This window comes from Stenotrophomonas maltophilia, assembly GCF_047497515.2.
Taxonomy (GTDB): domain Bacteria; phylum Pseudomonadota; class Gammaproteobacteria; order Xanthomonadales; family Xanthomonadaceae; genus Stenotrophomonas.
In genome coordinates, this window is the sequence record NZ_JAXAXL020000013.1 from 77,429 (window position 1) to 97,653 (window position 20,225).

Consider the following 20,225-nt stretch of genomic DNA (forward strand, 5'->3'; position numbering starts at 1 on the left):
AAACCGGGGAGTTTTCGCGCTGATGGATACGCCGGCGCGCCGCTCTTCCTGCGCGTTCGCGTGAAGATGTGAAGATTTTCACGAGTAAATGCCGTAAGCCTTGTTCCCGTGAAGGAGCAGGGACGGGCGGCATCGTCTTCAAAAAAACCTGCCTGCCGTGCCGTCCGGTCTTTTCATGGAGATTTACCGATGAACCGCATTTACCGTCTGGTTTTCAATCGCGCCCTCGGGGTAATGCAGGTTGCTTCGGAGGTCGCCCAGAATCCTGGCGGAAGTGCGATTACCGCGAAGCGGCCACCGCGATTGCGGGCACATCAGCTGGCGGTCGCATTGGCGGCCACATTGGCCAGCGGTTCGGCATTCGCGGCGTGCAATACCTCAGGCACCACGGTGACCTGTGCGACCGGCTCCAATACCAACTCGCTGGCCAACAGCATCAATGGCGTGACGCTGGATATCCAGACTGGTGCTGTGCTGAGCGTGCCGCCGATCGTTGGGGGCAGTGCAGTGAACCTGAGCGGTAACGGCATTACCGTGAACAACCAGGGCACGGTCGACCCCACCATCAATGGTGGCCTGAGCCTGGCGGCGTCAGGCATGGTGCTGGGCAACAACACCGCCGGTGGAAACACCATCAACGTCAACAACCAGGCGGGCGGGGCGATCAAGGGCCTGGTCAATATCGGTTCCATCCTTGGTTTCGGTGGACAAGCGCTGGTGGTGCAGAACGCTTCCGGCGGTGTCAGCAACATCGTCAACGCCGGCACTGTGGACATGTCGATCTTTGGCGCAGGCCTGTTGACCACGGCCGATGCGGCGTCGATCGTCAGCTACGGTGGCGCGCAGACCAACCTCAACAACACCGGCACCATCACCGGTCGCATTGGGTTCCAGGGGTCGGCCACGGCAGGAGCCGGCAACACCTTCCTCAATGCGGGCACCATCAACGGCAGCGTGAACCTGGGCAGTTCGGTCAGCGGCAACACCTTCACCGCCGTGTCGGGTTCCAGCGTCAACACCGCAGGCATCGGCGTGGCCGGGCAGGTCGGCGCGCTTGCGGTGAATCTGGCCGCGGCCGGCATCGTCGACGGCGGTTCGGCGTCCAACAACACCCTCGTGCTGCAGAACAGCGCGACCGGAACCGGCAGCGGTACCGGCGGGGCGGTGACCTCGCTGGGCTGGAACCAGTACATCAACTTCCAGAGGCTCACCGTCAACAGCGGTACCTGGAACCTGCAGGGGGCGTGGGCGGGCGCTGGTACGACCACGCTCAATGATGGCCTGGTCAACTTCAGCACGGCGACGTCTTTCGGCAGCGGCCTGTTCACTGCCAACGGGGGTGCGATTGCCGCATCCACCGCCGGCCTGAACCTGGCCAACCCCTTCAGCCTCGGTGGCACTCTGTCCCTGTCGGGAACCAATGCATTCGGGTTGGGCGGCGTGCTGTCCGGTACCGGCGGGCTGACGGTCAACAACACCGGCATCGTCACCCTGGGCGGCGCGAACCTGTTCAGCGGTGGCGTCAACCTCAATGCCGGCGGCCTGGTGCTGGGCAATGCCGGGGCGCTCGGCAGCGGCAACCTGACTGTCGGTGGCAGCGCCTCGCTGGATACGACGGCCGGCTTCAACCTGGCCAACAACCTGGTGATCAATGGCGGCGGCGCGCTGAACCTGCTGGGCAGCAATGCGTTGTCATTGAACGGCTCGATCTCCGGTGCCGGCAATCTGACCAAGAACGGTGCCGGCACCCTGACCCTGAACGGTGCCAATTCGCTGACCGGCAATTTCAACCTGGCCGGAGGCGCGTTGGCACTGGGCGCGGGCGGCAGCCTGTCGCCCACCGGCGCGATCACGGTCGGCGTCGGCACCAGCCTTGACCTGTCCGCAGCGGGCAACCAGACCATCGGTTCGCTGGCCGGGCTCGGTGGTTCGGTCAACCTTGGCAGCCGCACGCTCACGCTCGGCGGGCTGGGCAATACCAGCTACAGCGGCACGTTCGCCGCAGGCACGGGTGGCCTGGTCAAGCTTGGCACTGGCGTGCAGACCCTCTCGGGCGTCAACAACCTCAGTGGCGGTGTCGCGCTCAATGCCGGTGGCCTGTTGCTGGGCAATGCGGCTGCGCTGGGCAGCGGCGCGCTCACTGTGGGAGGTGCCGTCACCCTCGACGGTACCACCGGGTTGTCGCTGGCCAATGCGGTCAATCTTGGCAGTGGCGCCAGCCTGAATCTGCTGGGAGGCCAGCCGCTGGTCTTCAATGGAGTGATTGCCGGTGCCGGCAGCCTGGTCAAGAACGGCGCTGCCCAGCTCACCCTGAACGGCGCAAACACGTTCAGCGGTGGCACGTCGCTCAACGCTGGCAGCCTGCTGCTGGGCAATGGCAGTGCCCTGGGAACAGGGGCCTTGAACGTCGGCGGGGCCGTGACCCTCGATGCCAGCGCCGCGTTGAGTGTGGGCAACAACATCAATCTTGGCGTAGGGGCCTTGCTCGGCATTCCGGGCAGCAATGCACTGACGTTGGGCGGGGTCATTGCCGGCAGCGGCAGCCTGGTGAAAAACGGCGCATCAACACTCACCCTGACCGGTGCCAGCACCTACACCGGTGGCACCGCCATCAATGCTGGCACCCTGGCGATCGGTGCCGGTGGCAGCCTTGCGGCGGGCGGCGCGGTCAATCTCGGTGCGCTTGGCACCACGTTCGACATCTCCGCCGCTGGCAACCAGACCGTGGGTGCGCTCAGCGGTGTGCTCGGCAGTACCGTGGCGCTCGGGGGCAATACGCTCACCTTCGGTGATGCGACCAACCAGACCCTGGCGAGCGTGGTCACCGGCACCGGTGGCCTGGTCAAGCAGGGTACCGGCACGCAGACCCTGTCCGGCGCCAACGTCTTCAGCGGAGGCGTGAATCTGGCCGCGGGTGGGCTGTTGCTGGGCAACAACGGTGCCCTCGGCACCGGTGCGCTGACGGTCAGTGGCAACGGCTCGCTCGATGGCACCGCCGCGCTGAACCTGGGCAACGCCGTGAACCTGAGCGGTTCGCTGAACCTGTTGGGCGGGCAGAACGTAACGCTGGGCGGCGTGATCGCCGGTACCGGCAGCCTGGTCAAGAACGGCGCATCGCTGCTGACCTTGAACGGCAACAACACGTTCAGTGGTGGCCTTGCGCTCAACGCCGGTGGCCTGCTGCTGGGCAACAGCGGCTCGCTGGGCAGTGGTGCACTGAACGTCAATGGTTCAGCCACGCTGGATGGAGCGACGGCGCTCACGTTGGGCAACAACATCGCGCTGGGCGCGGGCGCCGCGCTGGCGCTGCCGGGTACGCAGGCAATCACGCTCGGTGGCGTGGTCTCGGGTACGGGCAGCCTGACCAAGAATGGAGCCAGCACGCTGGCACTCAACGGTGCCAACACCTTCAGCGGTGGCCTCGCGCTCAACGGCGGCGGCCTGCTGCTGGGCAACGCCGGTGCACTCGGCACGGGTGCGTTGAATGTGGGCGCAAGCGCGACGCTGGACAGCAGCGTGGCGCTCAACCTGGGCAACGCGGTGAACCTGGGCGCAGGCACTGCACTGAATCTGCTCGGTAGCCAGAACGTGACGCTGGGCGGCGTCATCGCCGGTACGGGCGCGCTGGTCAAGAACGGAACGTCGACGCTGGCATTGAATGGCGCCAATACCTTCAGCGGCGGCGTCGGCCTCAACGCCGGTGTGCTGCAGCTGGGCAACGCGGGCGCGCTGGGTACCGGCGCGTTGAACGTGGCCGGCAACGCCTCGCTGGACACCAGTGCCGCACTGAATGTGGCCAACGGCATTAGCCTGGCCGCCGGCGCCAACCTGACCCTGCTGGGCAGCAACGACCTGACCCTGAGCGCGCCGGTGACCGGTGCGGGTGGGCTGATCAAGGACGGTGCGGCACGCCTGACCCTTGGCGGTGCCAATCTCTATGCCGGTGGCACCACCATCAACAACGGCACGCTGGCATTGGGCGCTGGCGGCAGCCTTGCGGCGGGCGGTGATGTCACGCTCGGCAATGCCGGCGCAGGGTTTGATATTTCCGGTGCCAGTGGCAACCAGACCATTGCAGCCCTGAACGGCGTGGCCGGAACCGCGCTCTCGCTTGGCAGCAATTCGCTGACCTTCGGCACCAACGCCAACGCCACGTTTGATGGCGTGATCAGTGGCACGGGCGGGTTGGTCAAGACCGGCACCGGCATCCAGACGTTGTCCGGCGCCAACACCTTCAGCGGTGGCCTGGCGCTCAATGGCGGTGGCCTGCTGCTGGGCAACGCCGGCGCACTGGGTACCGGCGCGCTCGGCGTCGGCGGCAATGTCAGCCTCGACAATACGGTGGCACTGAACCTTGCCAACGCGGTGAACTTCGGTGCCGGCACGCAGCTGACGCTGGGCGGCAGCAATGATGTCACCCTCGGCGGCGTGTTGAGCGGCAACGGCAGCCTGGTCAAGAACGGCACTGGCCTGCTGGCGCTCAACAACAGCAACACCTTTGGTGGCGGCCTGACCTTGAACGGCGGCAATCTGGTGGTGGGCGCCAACGGCGCGCTGGGTACCGGCGCATTGGCGGTGAACAACAGTGCCTCGCTGGATGCCGGCGCTGCGGTGACGCTCGGCAACGCGGTGACCCTGGGCTCGGGCGTGGCACTGACCGTGCCGGGCAGCAACGCGCTGACCCTGGGCGGCATCGTGTCCGGTAATGGCAGCCTGATCAAGAATGGCGCTGCCACGCTGACGCTGGGCGGCGCCAACACCTACAGTGGTGGTACCACCATCAATGCCGGTACGTTGGCGTTGGGTGCGGGCGGCAGCCTTGCCGCCGCCGGCGACGTCACTCTCGGCAATGCCGGTGCGGGCTTCGATATCTCCGGCGCGGGCAGCAGCCAGACCATCGGTGCGCTCAACGGCGTGACCGGAACCACGGTGACGCTCGGTGGCAACTCGTTGACCTTCGGCACCGCGGCCAATGGCGCCTTCGATGGCGTGATCAGCGGTGGCGGTGGGCTGGTGAAGGTCGGCGCCGGGGTGCAGACCCTGTCCGGTGCCAATACGTTCGGCGGCGGCGTGACGCTCAATGCGGGCGGCCTGGTGCTGGGCAATGACGCGGCGCTGGGTACCGGCGCACTTACCGTCGGTGGCGCGGCCACGCTGGATACCACCGCGCTGGCGACGCTGGCCAACAACGTTGTGCTCAATGCCGGGCTGACCGTGCTGGGCACCAACGCGCTCACCCTCAACGGCGTGCTGTCCGGTACCGGCAGCCTGACCAAGAACGGTGGCGCAACGCTGACCTTGAATGGCATCAACACCTACACCGGTGGCACCAATGTCAACGCCGGTACGCTGGCGCTCGGCGCTGGTGCCAGCCTGGCCGCAAGCGGTACCGTCAATCTCGCCACCGGCGCCACGCTGGACCTGTCGGCGGGCAACGGCACGCAGGTGTTCGGCACGCTGGTCGGCAACGGTACGGTCAACCTGGGGGCCAACAACATCGAAGTGGGCAGTGCTGCCAATGGCACCTTCAGTGGTTCGATCGCCGGTACCGGTGGCCTGACCAAGGTCGGCGCCGGTACCGAAACACTGACCGGCACCAACACCTACACCGGTGGCACCACCATCAACGCCGGCACGCTGGCGATCGGTCCCGGCGGCAGCCTCTCCCCGATCGGTGCGGTGAACGCGGCGAGCGCCGGTGCCGGCTTCGACATCTCGGGGTCCGGTGCCAACCAGACCATCGGTTCGTTGTCCGGTGTGACCGGCTCGACGGTGAGCCTCGGCGCCAACGCGCTGATCCTCGGCGGCGCCAGCAGCAGCACCTTCAACGGCGCGATTTCCGGCACGGGCGCGCTGGTCAAGAATGGCGCGGGCATCCTGACCCTCGGCGGTGACAACCTGTTCAGTGGTGGCCTGACCTTGAACGGAGGCGGCCTGGTGGTCGGCAACAACAACGCGTTGGGAACAGGGGCACTGGGTGTTGGCGCCGACGCGACGCTGGACAGCAGCCTGGCGGTGACCCTGGCCAATGCCATCGGTCTTACCGCCGGCAGCAACCTGACCCTGCTGGGCAGCAATGCGCTGACCCTGGGTGGCGTGATCAGCGGCGGCGGCGGGCTGGTGAAGGACGGCGCGGCCACGGTGACCCTCACCGGCGCCAACACCTACACCGGCGGGACGACCATCAACAATGGCACGCTGGCGATCGGTGCCGGTGGCAGCCTGGCGTCCACGGGGGCGGTGAATCTTGCCGGTGCCGGCACGCTGGATATCTCCGGCGGCGGCAACCAGACCATCGGTTCGCTGGCTGGCGTGGCCGGCAGCACCGTGGCGCTGGGTGGCAACGGGTTGACGCTCGGCGGTGTGGCCGACAGCACCTACAACGGCGTGATCAGCGGCAGCGGTGGCCTGATCAAGAACGGTGCCGGCGTGCAGACGCTGACCGGTGCCAATACCTTCAGTGGTGGCGTCACGCTCAACGCCGGTGGCCTGGTGGTCGGAAACAATGCCGCGCTCGGCACCGGCACGGTGACCGTGGGCGGCAATGCCACGCTCGATTCCAACAGCGCGGTCACGCTGGGCAACAACTTCGTTCTCAACGCCGGCCTGACCGTGCTGGGCAGCAATGACCTGATCCTCAACGGCAACCTCAGCGGCGTTGGTTCGCTTACCAAGGATGGCCTGGCCACGCTGACCTTGAATGGCACCAACACCTACACCGGCGGCACGTTCATCAACGCCGGTACGCTGGCGCTGGGTGCGGGGGCGAGCCTGCATGCCAATGGCATCGTCAACCTGGCTAGCGGCGCGACCTTCGATCTGTCTGCCGGTGCCGGTACGCAGCAGTTCGGCACGCTGATCGGCAACGGCACGGTGAACCTGGGCGCGAACACGCTGACCATCGGCGACGCCACCAACGGCACCTTCTCCGGCTCGGTGGCGGGCACCGGCGGTCTGATCAAGGAAGGCAGCGGCACCCAGACCCTGACCGGTACCAATACCTTCACCGGTGGTACCACCATCAACGCCGGCACGCTGGCGATCGGCGCCGGCGGCAGCCTGGCGGCGACCGGTGCGGTCACCCTGGCCAATGCCGGCACCGCGTTCGATATCTCCGCAGGCGGCAACCAGAGCATCGGCTCGCTGGCGGGCGTGACGGGCTCGAATGTGGCGCTGGGCGGCAACACGTTGACCCTCGGCGGCATCGGCAACACCGCGTTCAATGGTGCCATCGGTGGTACGGGCGCCTTGAGCAAGAACGGCGCAGGCGTGCAGACGCTGGGGGGTGCGAACACCTTCAGCGGTGGCGTCACCCTCAATGCCGGTGGGCTGGTGGTCGGCAACAATGACGCGCTGGGTACGGGGGCGTTGACCGTGGCGGGCAACGGCTCGCTGGATGCCAATTCAAACGTCGCCCTGGCCAACAGCGTCGCGCTGGGCGCCGGTGCGACGCTGGACGTGCTGGGCAGCAACGACCTCACCCTGGCCGGCGCGGTTTCTGGTGCGGGCGGCCTGACCAAGGATGGCGCGGCCACCCTGACCCTGACCGGTGCCAGCAGCTACACCGGCACCACCACCATCAACAGCGGCACGCTGGCGGTGGGCGCGGGTGGCAGCCTGTCCGGCGCCAGCACGGTGAACCTGGCCGGCACCGGCACGCTCGACATCAGCGCCGGTGGCAACCAGAGCATCGGCGGCCTGGCCGGTGTGGCCGGCAGCACGGTGGCCCTGGGCGGTGCGACGCTGACCACCGGCGGCAACAACGCCAGCACCACATTCGCCGGCATCCTCGACGGCACCGGTGGCCTGGTACAGAGCGGTGCCGGCACGCTGACCCTGAGCGGCGACAACACCTACACCGGGGGTACCACCATCAACGGTGGCAGCACGCTGCAGATCGGCAACGGCGGCAGCACCGGTTCGGTGCTGGGTGACATCACCAACAACGGCAGCCTGGTCTACAACCTGGGCACCACTGCAACGGTGGCGGGCGTGGTCAGCGGCAGCGGTGGCCTGACCCAAGCCGGCAGCGGCACGCTGGTGCTGACCGGCAACAACACCTACACCGGCGGCACTACCATCAATGCCGGTGGCACGCTGCAGGTGGGCAACGGCGGCGCGACCGGTGCGATCGTCGGTGACATCACCAACAACGGCGCGCTGGTCTCCAACGTAGCCGGCAACACCACGCTGGGTGGCACCATCAGCGGCAGCGGCGGCCTGACCCAGGCCGGCGCCGGTACGCTGACCCTGACCGGCAACAACACCTACACCGGCGGTACCAGCATCAATGCCGGTGGCACGCTGCAGGTGGGCAACGGCGGTGCGACCGGTGCGATCACCGGCAACGTCGCCAACAACGGCAGCCTGGTGTTCGACGTGGCCGGCAACACCACGGTCGGTGGTGCCATCAGTGGCACCGGCGCGCTGACCCAGGCCGGTGCCGGCGTGCTGACCCTGGTCGGCAACAACACCTACACCGGCGGCACCACCATCAACAGCGGTGGCACGCTGCAGGTCGGCAATGGCGGCGCGACCGGCTCGATTGCTGGTGACATCACCAACAATGGCGCGCTGATCTCCAACGTGGCCGGCAACACGCAGCTGGGCGGCACCATCAGCGGCACGGGCGCGCTGACCCAGGCCGGCAGTGGCACGCTGCTGCTGACCGGCACCAACACCTACAGCGGCGGCACCACCATCAACGCCGGTGGCACGCTGCAGCTGGGCAATGGTGGCGCGACCGGTTCGATCGTCGGCGACATCACCAACAACGGTGCGCTGGTGTCCAACGTAGCCGGCAACACCACGCTGGGCGGCACCATCAGCGGCAGCGGCGGCCTGACCCAGGCCGGCAGTGGCACGCTGACCCTGACCGGCAACAACACCTACACCGGCGGTACCACGATCAACGCCGGTGGCACCCTGCAGGTCGGCAACGGTGGCGCGACCGGTGCGATTGGCGGCAACGTCAGCAACAACGGCAGCCTGGTGTTCAACGTCGGTGGCAACACCACCGTCGGCGGCACCATCAGCGGTACTGGTGGCCTGACCCAGGCCGGCAGCGGCACGCTGATCCTGGGTGGCAACAACACCTATACCGGCGGCACCACCATCAACACCGGTGGCACGCTGCAGGTCGGCAATGGCGGCGCCAGCGGTGCCATCACCGGCAACGTCAGCAACAACGGCAGCCTGGTGTTCAACGTCGGTGGAAACACCACCGTTGGCGGCACCATCAGCGGCAGTGGCGGCCTGACCCAGGCCGGCACGGGCACGGTCACCCTCACCGGCAACAACACCTACACCGGCGGCACCACCATCAATGCCGGCGGCACCGTACAGGTTGGCAACGGCGGCGCCAGTGGCTCGATCACCGGCAACATCACCAACAACGGTGGCCTGATCATCAACACCAGTGGCACCACCACGCTGGGCGGCACCATCAGCGGCGGTGGCAGCATCGTGCAGGCTGGCCCGGGTGGCCTGAACCTGGGCGGCAACAGTGGTGGCTTCAGCGGCACCGGCCAGGTCACCGGTGGCGGCCTGAATGTCACCGGCAACATCGGCGGCCAGTGGACCATCGGCAGCGGCACCACGCTGTCCGGTACCGGCACCATCGGTGGCACCGGCGGTGGCGTGACCGTATCCAGCGGCGGCGTGCTGTCGCCGGGCAATGGGCCGGGCAACGGCAGTGGCGCTGGCAACGGCACCGGTACGATCACCGTGGGGGGCAACCTGACCCTGTCGCCGGGCAGCACGCTGGGCATTGATCTGGGGGCCACCGGCAGCGATACCGTGCAGGTCGGTGGCAGCGCAACGGTGGGCGGCAGCACCGTGCAGGTGAACACCATTTCGCCCAGCACCAGCTACCAGCAGGGCCAGCAGTACACCGTGGTCAATGCGGCCGGTGGGGTCAGCGGGCAGTTCGCCGCGGCAACCTCGCCGTCGGCGTTCCTGACCATCACCCCGGTCTACACCGCCAACACCGCCAACCTGAAGATCGACGTGGCGCAGACCGCGGCGTTCACTTCGGTGGCCAACAGCCGCAACCAGTACAACACCGCGGCCGCGCTGGACAGCCTGCCGCAGAGCGGGCCGGCGCTGGGGCTGTACAACACGGTGCTGATCTATGACGCGGCCACCGCGCGCAGCGCCTTCGATCAGTTGTCCGGTGAAGTGCACGCGGCCAGCCGTGCGGTGCTGCTGTACGACAACTACCTGGAAGAGGGCATCCGCCAGCGCCTGGGCAGTGAACTGCCGACCGTGCGTGGCGAGCGCGCCTCGGCCTGGCTGGCCGGCAGTGGCAAGGTGTTCAAGCAGGATGGCGATGGCAATGGTGATGAGATCCGCGCCAACCGCAATGCGCTGATGGCCGGTGTCGACTGGCAGCTGGGCGAGCACGTGGTGCTGGGCGCGGCGGCCGGCAATGAACGCCTGGATACGCGCCTGTACGATCGCAGCTCGCGCGCCCGCCTGCGTGGCAACACCTTCGGCCTGTATGCGCAGGGCGAGTGGAACAACGGCTTTGCGGTCGGTGGCAGCGTGTCGCGCGGTGATTACCGCACGCGTACGACACGTGAAGTGCCGCTGCTGGGCCAGACCCTGTACAGCCGCCAGGACTCGGACGTGACCATCGCCCAGGTGGAAGGCAGCTGGACCTGGACCCACGGCCGCACCCAGCTGCAGCCCTACGTGCAGTTCACCAAGCACTGGGTCGACAGCGATCGTGCGGAGGAGCAGGGCGGTACCGCTGCGCTGGTGCTGGAAGGCGGCAAGGACACGCTCAATGTCAGCACCGTGGGCGTGCGTGGCCGCTGGGATGTGGGCAGCGGTGAGCGCTTCCCGGCGCAGCTGACGGTCGGCCTGGGTTGGCAGCACGCTTCGGGTGATACCGATGTGGCCAGCCGCAACCGCTTCGCGGTGGGTGGCAATGCCTTCGATGTCTACAGCGCGGTGATGGCACGCAACGCGCTGGTCAGCCAGGTTGGCGTGGCGGTCGGCCTGGGCCGCAACAGCCAGCTGTCGATGTTCGTGCAGGGCCAGCACGGCGATGGTCGCCGCGATGTCGGCGGGCAGATCAACCTGCGCGTGGGCTTCTGAGGGGAGTAGGGCAGCAAGGGATCCACGCGCGCCGTGGATCCGGGTCGGGGCGGAGGGCTACACCCTCCGCTCCATCTCCACGGCATCGATGCCGGCGGCGTGGCCATCGGGTACCACCCGTGTCACCTGGAAACCGAGGCCGGCGTAGAACCCTTGAGTGTGCTGGCTGGTGCTGAGCGTGATGCGGGTGATGGACGGATCCGCTTCGGCCTGGTGCAGGCGCGCCAGCGCCAGTTCACGGCCGATGCCGCGCCGGTGCAGCGCGCGTTCGACCATGCCCCAGCAGAAACCGGCGCTGCCGTCGTCGCGGCGCGAGAGCCCGCCACAGGCCACGATGTTGCCATCACGCTCGATGACCTGAAAGGCGCAGTCCACCGCCTGCACGAGCAGGAAGCGTTCGAAATCGCTGCGCTCTTCGGCAGCGAAGTAGGTGGGGACGTTGCTGTCGAAGATCGACAGGCAGGCGCTGGCATCCGTATGCCGGTAGAGGCGGCGTGTCATGCGCTCACGATAGACGATCGGCGGTAGATCCACGCCACGCGTGGATTCACTGCCGGCATGCCCTGCGTGTTCCCGCTTACGCCGAAATGCCCGCCAGCACCGCGTACATCACCCCGAAGCTGACCAGGAACAGGTAGACGCCAGCGATGAGCAGATAGCGCAGCACGGTCAGTGCCTTGTTGCCGCCGTAGACGCGTTGCTGCATCCACAGCAGGTAAACCGGAACCGCCAGCCACAGCAGCGCGTACAGCCACTGGCTGGCGGCGGCGAACGTGGGCGAGGCGAAGGCGCTGCCCAGCCCGGCGATGAGGAAGGTTGCCAGCAACACCATCATCAGCCAGCAGTGGCTGTACAGCGCGACCACCAGGTGTTCCAGATAGCCCATCGACCGAGGGATGTAGGCAATGCGCAGCACCAGTGCGAACACCGGCATCAGGAAGAACAGGGCACCCGGCAGCGCGGTGAGGATCGCCTGCATGTAGAGGTCGGTCTTGCCGCCCATGCGCTGGATGTTGACGTTGCCGTTCTGCAGGCGCTTGTTGAGCCATCGATTGGCGAACTGTGGCCAGCCCTTGAGCACGATGGGATTGCTGTCCGCATCCCAGGGCTTGCCGTTGATGCTGTAGTTGAAGAAGGTGCCGTATCCGGCCGCGGTGGTTTCAGCGGGGGCCGCGGCGCCGGTGCCATCGAGCTCTGCCTTGCGCTGCGCGGCGGCGGCATTCACCGCAGCGCGCGCCATGGCGAAGCCGGCGTTGCCGCTGGCGGGAGCGCTGGCCTGCTGCCGCTCGATGATCGCTACCTGTTCCGCCCGTGCGGCTTCGACCTGTTCAATGGTGGTGGCCTTGGCGTATACCGAGTCGCGCCCACCGCCCACACCGAAATCGTCGACGTGCACGAACAGCTTGCCGACGAAGAAGGTGAACAGCGTAAGGATCACGAACAACCGCAGTGGCTGCACATAGCCCACCCGGCGACCCTTGAGATAGTTCAGCGCGATGCGGCCCGGGACCCACAGATCGCGCAGCGTGCGGAAGATGCGTCCGTCCAGGTGCCAGAACGATTCGAAGACTTCCTCGATGGCGTGGCCGACATGCTTGAGCGGGTTGTGTGCCGATTGCCCGCAGCGGTGGCAGTATTGGCCGTGCAGGGAGGTGTCGCAGTTCTCGCAGGCGGCATGCGCGTTGTCGGTCGAACTCATGGGCGATGGGCCACGCGTCGGATTGAAGGCGCCTACGATAGCGAATTTTCAGGTTTTGTTCAGTTTTGTTTGAGGGGCCGCGGGAGTGTGGAAGGCGACCAAGCGCATCCACGCATGGCGTGGATCTACTGATTGAGGGAGCGCCAGATAAATAAAAAAGGCCACCCGGAGGGCAGCCTTTTTTATTTATCTGGCGGAGAGAGGGGGATTCGAACCCCCGAAGCGCGGTTTAGACGCTTACACACTTTCCAGGCGTGCTCCTTCAACCACTCGGACACCTCTCCGGATCCCTGCCATCGGCAAACGCCTCAGCAGGGGCGCAGATTCTAGCGGGCGGCGCGGCAGGACACAAGCACCCTGATCTGCGGCGCATCCATGTGCGTTGAGGGCGAGGGGGCTGGACAGGCATGGCACAATGGAACATCCGATGGAAAACGGTGGCCTGATGTCCTATCTCGTCCTTGCCCGCAAGTGGCGTCCGAAGCGTTTTGCCGAGCTGGTGGGCCAGGAACACGTGGTCCGCGCGCTCAGCAACGCGCTCGACAGCGGCCGGGTCCACCACGCGTTCCTGTTCACCGGTACCCGCGGCGTGGGCAAGACCACCATCGCGCGCATCTTCGCCAAGTCGCTGAACTGCGAGCAGGGCACCAGCGCCGATCCGTGTGGCCAGTGCGCGGCGTGCCTGGATATCGATGCGGGGCGTTACATCGACCTTCTGGAAATCGACGCCGCGTCCAACACCGGCGTGGATGATGTGCGCGAGGTGATCGAGAACGCGCAGTACATGCCCTCGCGTGGCAAGTACAAGGTCTACCTGATCGACGAAGTGCACATGCTGTCCAAGGCGGCGTTCAACGCGCTGCTGAAGACCCTGGAAGAGCCGCCGGAACACGTGAAGTTCCTGCTGGCCACCACCGACCCGCAGAAGCTGCCGGTCACCGTGCTCAGCCGCTGCCTGCAGTTCAACCTCAAGCGCCTGGACGAAGACCAGATCCAGGGCCAGATGACCCGCATCCTGGCGGCGGAAGACATCGAAGCCGACGACAGTGCCATCGTGCAGCTGGCCAAGGCCGCCGACGGCAGCCTGCGCGACGGCCTGTCGCTGCTGGACCAGGCGATCGCCTATGCCGGCGGCGCGCTGCGTGAGGACGTGGTGCGCACCATGCTGGGCACCGTCGATCGCACCCAGGTGGCGGCGATGCTGGATGCGCTGGCCGAGGGCGATGGCCCGCGCCTGTTGCAGGTGGTGGCGGCGTTGGCCGAATTCTCGCCGGACTGGAGTGGTGTGCTGGAAGCGCTGGCCGAAGGCCTGCACCGCATCCAGGTGCAGCAGCTGGTGCCGGGGGCTGTCCTGGCGGAGGGCCTGGACACTACTGCATTCGCCGAGCGCCTGCGCCCGGAAGTGGTGCAGCTCTGGTACCAGATGGCCCTCAATGGCCGTCGTGACCTGCCGCTGGCGCCGAGCCCGCGCGCCGGATTTGAAATGGCGGTGCTGCGCATGCTGGCGTTCCGTCCGGCCGCCGCGGTACCGCCGGTGCCGAAGTCGGTGGACGGTGCCGTGGGTGGCAATGCAGCCAGTGGTGGCGCCGGCACCGGTAGCCAACCGTCCACTCCGGCCGCGGCCGCCGCTTCGGCGGGCCCAAGCATGGCGGCGCCGGTTGCCGCTCCAATGCAGGCCGCACCACGCGAACCCGATCCCGAACCTGAGCCGGCCCCGCAACCGGAGCCGGACCCGACGCCGGAACCCGAGCCGGTGCCGGTGGAAGAGCCCGTGCAGCCGCCCCCGGTGAAGGCCGAAGTGGAAGCGCCGACGTCGCCGGCTGATTCAGCGGCGGGCGACGATCTGCCGCCGTGGGCCACTGATGAAGCCGAGGCCCGCAACGAGGCACTGGCGGCCGAGATGGTCGGCCCGGAGGCCGCGATGGTCGCGCCCTGGCATGAGCCGGCTGTCCCGGCCGCTGCACCTGCCGAGCTGGAGCGTCCGTTCCGTGCCGAGGGTATTGCCATTGCCCCGGCCGAGCCGGCGCCGCAGGACGGCATCAGTGAGCTGGCCACCGCCGAGGACTGGCTGGACCTGGTTGCCAACAGCGGCCTGAGCGGTCCGTCGCGGCAGCTGGCCGCCAACGCGGCGTTCATCAGTTGCCAGCAGGGGACCTTGAAACTGGGCCTTTCGCCCGGATTTGAATACCTGCGTTCGGAGCGTGCGCTGAGCGCCCTGGGCGAGATGCTGGCAAAGGCCCTCGGCCAGGCGCCGAAGATCGTGGTCGAGACCGTGGAAACCGAACACGTTCCGGCCGAGACCCTGCACCAGCGTGCCGACCGCCAGCGTGGCGAGCGGCAGCAGGAGGCAGAGGCCGTTTTCATGGACGACCCGGAAGTGCAGGTGCTGATCCAACAGCACGGTGCCCGGGTTGTTTCCGATTCCATCCGTTCTTTTGACGAGTAAGACACCATGCGCGGAAACATCGCCCAACTGATGCAGCAGGCCCAGAAGATGCAGGAGAACCTGCAGAAGGCCCAGGAAGAAATCGCCAAGATCGAAGTGACCGGCAGTGCCGGTGGCGGCATGGTCAGCGTCACCCTGACCGGCGCCAAGGAGTGCCGCAAGGTGCGCATCGACCCGTCGCTGGCCAGCGATCCGGAAATGCTGGAAGACCTGATTGCCGCCGCCTTCAACGACGCCTCGAACAAGATCGACGCCGAGTCGAAGTCGAAGATGGGTTCGGCCACCGCCGGCATGCAGCTGCCGCCGGGCATGAAGCTGCCGTTCTGATCTGCGCCGGGGCGCCTGCCGTAGAGTCGAGCGTGCTCGACTCTGCCGCGCGCTTCAGTCGAGCACGCTCGACTCTACCCATAGCCGTCGAGCTTGCTCGACGCCATCAAAGCCTGTCGCCGTGTCCGCACCCCTGCTTGAACAATTGATCGATGCGCTGCGGGTGCTGCCTGGTGTTGGCCAGAAGACCGCCCAGCGCATGGCCTACCACCTGCTCGAGCGCGAGCGCGAAGGCGGCCAGCGGCTGGCCGAAGCGCTGGCGACGGCGATGGAGCGTATCGGCCATTGCGCGCAGTGCCGCGATTTCAGTGAAACCGAGCTGTGCCCGACCTGTGCCAACAACAGCCGCGAGCGCAGCCAGCTGTGCGTGGTCGAATCGCCGGCTGATCGGCTGGCGATCGAGAACGCGACCGGTTTCCGTGGCGTCTACTTCGTGCTGCAGGGCCGTTTGTCGCCACTGGATGGCATCGGCCCGCGCGAACTCGGGCTGGAGCAGCTGGAGCAGCGCCTGGCCGAGGGTGAAGTGCAGGAACTGATCATCGCCACCAGCGCCACGGTCGAAGGCGAGGCGACTGCGCATTACCTGGCGCAGCTGGCGCGCGCACGCAAAGTGCAGCCGAGCCGCTTGGCCCAGGGCCTGCCGCTGGGCGGTGAACTGGAGTACGTCGATCGCGGCACGCTGTCGCACGCTTTCGGGACGCGCAGCGAATTCCGCGATTGATCCGCAACTTCGTGCACCTCGTCACGCCCGTGTGGCAGGGGTCGTTGCATACAATGCCGGGTCCCCCCGCCGAGGCCGGCCATGAGCACCGAAACCCTCTTCAGCAAGATCATCCGTCGCGAGATCCCGGCCACCATCGTCTATGAAGACGACGAGGTGCTGGGCTTCAAGGACATCGCGCCGCAGGCGCCGGTGCATGTGCTGTTCATTCCGAAGAACGAGATCATCCCGACCCTGGATGACCTGCAACCGTCGCAGGCGCACCTGATCGGCAAGCTGGCGCTGGCTGCGGCCGAATACGCGCGCCGCGAAGGCTTCGCGCAGGACGGCTACCGCATCGTGATGAACTGCCGCGAGCATGCCGGGCAGACCGTGTTCCATATCCACATGCATCTGCTGGCCGGTGGGCCGCTGGGGCATTTCGGGTCGCCCGGGCGTTGAATGCCTCTGCACGGCCTGCGTGAATGAAAAAAGGCCGCCCGAGGGCGGCCTTTTCCGTCAAGCGTGCCGGCGGGCGATCACCACCAGCCCCAGCGACCGTAACCCCCCCAGTACGGGCCGTACGGGCCCGGGCCCCACGGGCCATAGGGGTAGGGCACCACGTCGACCTGGCGCTGTTCCGGCCATAGGTAGATCACATCGGCCGACAGCTTGGGCAGGCGATAGTCGTAGTCGCCGATGCGGGTGTTCTGGTAGCCATCGATCTTGCCGATGAAGGTCACGTCGCGGCCGGCTTCGAACACGGCCGGGTCGTAGAAGCCGGCACGGCAGGCGATGAAGCGGCCGTCGCTGGCGTCGGACGAGGTGGTGTTCGGGCGGCCACTGGCGTTGAGCGGGCGCGAGATCATCTGGAAGCAGGTCTCGCCCTGGCCGGGCTTGGTTTCGATGATGCGACCGCCCCAACGGACCGGCGTGCCGACCTGCTGGGTGGCGACCGAGTCGCGGGGGGAGACCAGGCTGAACTGTCCCTGCAGCGGCTTGGGGGCCGTGGCGCAGGCCGACAGGGCCAGCGTGGCCACAGCGGTGAGGAGGAACTTGGTGTTCATGGGGAGGCTCCGGAAGTCGGGCGATGCCTGCGCAGGTCCCGCAATAATGAAGCGAGGTCGGTGCAAGTTCCAGCGTAACGCGCGTCGGCGAAACGCTGGCTGAGTGCGAGCAGCGCAGGATCGGGGCGCCGGGCATGGACCCGTAGCGCCCACTGCTGCGCGGTTTCATGGGGCGCGCGGGCCAGATCCAGGCGGGCATAGCGCCGGCCCAGGCGGTGCCAGGCGCGCAGCAGCGGGTCGCGCTCGCGTTCGCCGCGGGCCAGCAGCCAGGCCATCCACGCCAGCGCCATCAACGCGGCCATCACGAAGCCGGCGACCAGCTGTCCAGGCCCCAGCTCGTCCAGGCCGAACGGTTTCAACAGCTGCTGCTGGCGGCGTGCATCGAAGGAGAGCACCAGGTCGTTCCAGCCACGGCGCAGCCAGTCGCCCATCTGCCCCAGTTTCAGCCAGCGTTGCTGCAGCGGGCTGTCGGCACCGGCCTGCAGGCGATCGTCGAGTGTGTCCAGGATGCGTTCCGGTGCCACGGCGGCGGTCGGGTCGACCCGTACCCAGCCGCGCTGCGGCAGCCAGACTTCGGCCCAGGCGTGGGCGTCCATGCGGCGCACCACCCAGTAGTCGCCGATGCGGTTGCGGGTGCCGCCGGCGAAGCCGGTCACGATCCGTGCCGGGATCCCGGCATTGCGCATCAGCACCACGAAAGACGAGCTGAAGTGCTGGCAGAAGCCGGCCTTGTAGCCGAACAGGAACTCGTCAACCGGATCACGTCCCGCTGGCGGCGTTTCCAGGGTGTAGGAGAAGTCGCGGCCAATCCACTGCAGCGCGCGGCGGACGATGGCGGCGTCATCGCTGCCGGCATCCTGTCGCCACTGCCGGGCCAGCTGTGCGGTGCGCGGGTTGAAGCCGGCGGGAAGCCGCAGCGTCGCGTGGCGCAGATAGGGTGGCAAGGTGGCGTCGAAGCGCTGCGGCGGCGCCGAATGCAGCCGCCAACGGCTGAGCGCGGACAACGCCTGGTCGCTGCGCAGGCTCATGTCGGCGTCGAAGCGGCTGCCCTGGGGTGCCTGGCTGGGCAGGTCCAGCGCGACCAGCAGGCGGCGGTCGGTGGGCTCATAGTCGATCTGGTAGTCCCAGCCGCCCGCGCCGGCTTCGACCACGGCGGCCGGCCGTCGCGCGCTGGCCGGATCACGGCTCCAGCGGTGGCCATCGAAGTCGGTCAGCACCGGGCCGCGCCAGTAGCGCTGTGAGGGCTCGGGAACGGCGCCGAAGAACTGCACGCGCAGGGCAGGCGTGTCGTCGGCCATCAGGTCCAGCCACTGCCCGGGCTCCATGCTGTCTGACAGCCCCGGGCTGCCGACCGCGCGTTCGGGAACGCCCCACAAGGGCGTCGCCAACCGCGGGAACAACCAGAATCCGGCCAGTGCCAACGGCAGGCCTATCGCCAGCAACCGGCCGATGCCGCGCAGCTGCCCACGCCACGGCAGGCGGCCGGCGTGCCCTTCGTCCTGCGCCAGGCGTTGCAGGGACAGCAGGGCGCCGACGCCGGCCAGCGCGGCGAGCGTGGTGGTCAGTGGGCCCTGATCGAGCAGGAACGCGGCAAAGGGTGCGAACAGGGCGAAGCCAAGCAGGCTGCGTGCGTCGCGCAGGGTACGCAGTTCGCTGGATTTGATCGCCAGCATCGCCGCCAGCAATGCGCAGCCGGTATCGCGGCCGGGGCGCACCATGCCCATCTGCCAGACGATGGCGGCCAGCATGCCCAGCACCAGCAGCAGGCGCACCGGCATCGGCAGCACGCGCCGCCATGACAGCGCGGCGGTCAGCATTGCGGCGACCGCGATCACTGCTGCCAGCAGGGATGGCAGCTGCAGCAGCAGCGGCAGCAGGGCCAGTGCACCGCAGGCCAGGGTCCAGCTGCGCGTGCTGCGATCCAGCGCGAGGGCGGGCTCAGCCATGGGGCATCAGCGCCAGCGCGCGCAGGCACAGGTGGTGATGGGCCGCCCCCTGGCCGGGGCCGAACGGCGGGTGCACCGGCAGCCGCAGGGTATAGCGGCGCCCTTCGCGTTCGGCCATGTCGACCCAGCGCGCCAGCCGCGCGATGCGTGCTTCGTGCCCGAGTGGAGCCAGCGTGCGCCAGTCCAGTACCACCTCGATGCCGACCGGCTTTTCATACTCGCGCACCAGCAGGCTGTCGCGCCGCGCCGAGTGTTTCCAGGCGATGCTGCGCGGAGCATCGCCGCTGCGATAGGGGCGCAGCTGATGCAGTTCCTCGCCACTGGCATGGGCGCGGGTGTGCAAGGGATCGTTGCCGCGTTCGGGAAGCGTGGGCGATACGGCTTCGGCCAGCGGATAGACCAGCAACGGTTGTTCCGGCCATATCCACGACCAGGCCCGCACCAGTCCCAGCGGCTGGGTCGTGGAGAGGCGGATGCGCGGCAGTTGCAGCCAGCCGCGCTGCTCGGTGGGCAGCGCCAGCTCCACCTCGCCGCGGCCGTGCGCCGGCAGGGATATCCATGCTTCGCTGTCGCCCAGCTGCAGATGCAGGCCATGGCGCGCGCGCGGGTCGTGCAGCGACAGGTCCACGCGCAGGCGCAGCGGTTGCCCGGCCGCAACGGGTTCGGCACTGATCGCATCGACCTGCACGCCGGAAAGCTGCAGGTGCGCGGCAATGGCGCTGGCAATGCCGACCGCTGCCAGCAGCATCGCCAACAGCAGCGCCGGGTTGTTGTTGTAGTTCAACGCGCCCAGCAGCATCGCCGCCAGCAGAGTGGCCACGAACAGCCCGAAGCGGGTCGGCAGCACGTAGATGCGGTGACGGTCCAGCCGCTGTGGCAGGAACTCCGGCTGGCGCGGCCGTGCCAGCAGCTGCAGTCGTGCCCAGCGCGACGCCAC

Annotated in this window: 10 protein-coding genes and 1 tRNA gene; 5 read left to right on the top strand and 6 right to left on the bottom strand. The window is 67.6% G+C overall.

What is annotated here, in order from left to right; translation table 11 throughout:
- The first annotated feature begins 189 nt into the window (after positions 1 to 189).
- Positions 190 to 11,103 carry an autotransporter-associated beta strand repeat-containing protein gene (locus ACMZPQ_RS16780; protein ID WP_197580335.1) on the top strand — a complete coding sequence of 3,638 codons (10,914 nt, stop codon included), beginning with the start codon at positions 190 to 192 and terminating at the stop codon, positions 11,101 to 11,103.
- 57 nt (positions 11,104 to 11,160) lie between these two features.
- On the opposite strand, the gene ACMZPQ_RS16785 is transcribed toward ACMZPQ_RS16780, so the two are convergent.
- The 3 genes from ACMZPQ_RS16785 to ACMZPQ_RS16795 all read right to left on the bottom strand — a co-directional run bounded on the left by ACMZPQ_RS16785 (position 11,161) and on the right by ACMZPQ_RS16795 (position 13,086).
- Positions 11,161 to 11,604 (bottom strand): GNAT family N-acetyltransferase, encoded by a 444-nt coding sequence (locus ACMZPQ_RS16785; RefSeq protein WP_197580334.1) that lies wholly within the window; start codon positions 11,602 to 11,604, stop codon positions 11,161 to 11,163.
- 76 nt (positions 11,605 to 11,680) lie between these two features.
- Complete coding sequence (locus tag ACMZPQ_RS16790) at positions 11,681 to 12,802, bottom strand: DUF3667 domain-containing protein (RefSeq protein WP_414486069.1); 1,122 nt, start codon at positions 12,800 to 12,802, stop codon at positions 11,681 to 11,683.
- A 191-nt stretch (positions 12,803 to 12,993) separates the two neighbouring features.
- Positions 12,994 to 13,086, bottom strand: a tRNA-Ser gene (locus ACMZPQ_RS16795).
- Between the two features lie 143 nt (positions 13,087 to 13,229).
- On the opposite strand from ACMZPQ_RS16795, the gene dnaX reads away from it, so the two are divergent.
- The 4 genes from dnaX (at position 13,230) to ACMZPQ_RS16815 (ending at position 16,737) form a co-directional block, all read left to right on the top strand.
- A complete protein-coding gene (gene dnaX, locus ACMZPQ_RS16800) occupies positions 13,230 to 15,248 on the top strand; it encodes a DNA polymerase III subunit gamma/tau (RefSeq protein WP_197580332.1) in 2,019 nt (672 codons plus the stop codon).
- 6 nt (positions 15,249 to 15,254) lie between these two features.
- Positions 15,255 to 15,575, top strand: coding sequence for a YbaB/EbfC family nucleoid-associated protein (locus tag ACMZPQ_RS16805; RefSeq protein ID WP_004154630.1), 321 nt, complete (start codon positions 15,255 to 15,257; stop codon positions 15,573 to 15,575).
- Between the two features lie 121 nt (positions 15,576 to 15,696).
- Positions 15,697 to 16,296, top strand: a complete 600-nt coding sequence (gene recR / locus ACMZPQ_RS16810) for a recombination mediator RecR (RefSeq protein ID WP_197580331.1) — start codon at positions 15,697 to 15,699, stop codon at positions 16,294 to 16,296.
- A gap of 81 nt (positions 16,297 to 16,377) precedes the next feature.
- Complete coding sequence (locus ACMZPQ_RS16815; protein WP_133933945.1) at positions 16,378 to 16,737, top strand: histidine triad nucleotide-binding protein; 360 nt, start codon at positions 16,378 to 16,380, stop codon at positions 16,735 to 16,737.
- A gap of 77 nt (positions 16,738 to 16,814) precedes the next feature.
- Here ACMZPQ_RS16815 and ACMZPQ_RS16820 read toward each other — a convergent pair whose 3' ends face one another.
- From ACMZPQ_RS16820 to ACMZPQ_RS16830, 3 genes are read right to left on the bottom strand one after another with little or no spacing between them, the layout of a single operon-like run.
- On the bottom strand, positions 16,815 to 17,342 hold the full coding sequence (locus ACMZPQ_RS16820) for a Slp family lipoprotein (protein ID WP_008265847.1): 528 nt from the start codon (positions 17,340 to 17,342) through the stop codon (positions 16,815 to 16,817).
- Entirely contained in the window at positions 17,339 to 19,288 is a 1,950-nt protein-coding gene (locus ACMZPQ_RS16825) for a transglutaminase TgpA family protein (RefSeq protein WP_197580330.1), read from the bottom strand. The genes ACMZPQ_RS16820 and ACMZPQ_RS16825 overlap by 4 nt, the downstream gene beginning before the upstream one ends.
- Entirely contained in the window at positions 19,281 to 20,225 is a 945-nt protein-coding gene (locus ACMZPQ_RS16830) for a DUF58 domain-containing protein (protein ID WP_197580329.1), read from the bottom strand. The genes ACMZPQ_RS16825 and ACMZPQ_RS16830 overlap by 8 nt, the downstream gene beginning before the upstream one ends.

Bases quoted from the DNA above. Each gene is read 5' to 3' on its own strand.
- ACMZPQ_RS16780 (WP_197580335.1), top strand. From the start codon at position 190: ATGAACCGCATTTACCGTCTGGTTTTCAATCGCGCCCTCGGGGTAATG.
- ACMZPQ_RS16785 (WP_197580334.1), bottom strand. From the start codon at position 11,604: ATGACACGCCGCCTCTACCGGCATACGGATGCCAGCGCCTGCCTGTCG.
- ACMZPQ_RS16790 (WP_414486069.1), bottom strand. From the start codon at position 12,802: ATGAGTTCGACCGACAACGCGCATGCCGCCTGCGAGAACTGCGACACC.
- dnaX (WP_197580332.1), top strand. From the start codon at position 13,230: ATGGAAAACGGTGGCCTGATGTCCTATCTCGTCCTTGCCCGCAAGTGG.
- ACMZPQ_RS16805 (WP_004154630.1), top strand. From the start codon at position 15,255: ATGCGCGGAAACATCGCCCAACTGATGCAGCAGGCCCAGAAGATGCAG.
- ACMZPQ_RS16815 (WP_133933945.1), top strand. From the start codon at position 16,378: ATGAGCACCGAAACCCTCTTCAGCAAGATCATCCGTCGCGAGATCCCG.
- ACMZPQ_RS16820 (WP_008265847.1), bottom strand. From the start codon at position 17,342: ATGAACACCAAGTTCCTCCTCACCGCTGTGGCCACGCTGGCCCTGTCG.
- ACMZPQ_RS16825 (WP_197580330.1), bottom strand. From the start codon at position 19,288: ATGGCTGAGCCCGCCCTCGCGCTGGATCGCAGCACGCGCAGCTGGACC.